This window comes from Bradyrhizobium sp. Ses1 (genome assembly GCF_059512365.1).
In genome coordinates this window covers 1-407 of the sequence record NZ_JCAMOQ010000229.1, presented here as the reverse complement: position 1 = coordinate 407, position 407 = coordinate 1, and the positions used below count along the sequence as shown (strand labels likewise).

General features: G+C 66.3%; 1 protein-coding gene. It reads left to right on the top strand.

Features of this window, described 5'->3' with window-relative positions; genetic code table 11:
• Positions 1 to 14 precede the first annotated feature (14 nt).
• Positions 15 to 407 (top strand): IS91 family transposase (locus AC5ZG5_RS46485; protein ID WP_496165603.1); only part of this gene is annotated, 393 nt, incomplete at its 3' end.

The window sequence follows — 407 nt, the reverse complement described above, 5'->3', positions numbered from 1 at the left end:
CGGCTGACGCACGCGTGTCGCGCCCAGCCTTGGAGGTTGCGGACATCTTCCGCAACCATGGCCCGGCATGGCGTCAAGCCCGCGCCGGCCATGTCAGCCTCGACCAGATGAAGGTGATGTCGGCGATCGAGCGCTGCCGCACGGCAGCCCTCGGCGGCCATGTCGCGCGCTGTGAGGACTGTGCCTACACGACCATCGCCTACAACTCCTGCCGCAACCGGCACTGTCCGAAGTGCCAAGGCGCCGCCGCGAAGGAATGGCTTGCCGACCGCGAGGCCGAGTTGTTGCCGGTGCCGTACTATCATGTCGTGTTCACGCTGCCTGCGGCCCTCGCCGACATCGCCTACCAGAACAAGGCCGTCCTCTACGACCTGCTGTTCAAGGTCTCGGCCGAGACCATGCTGACG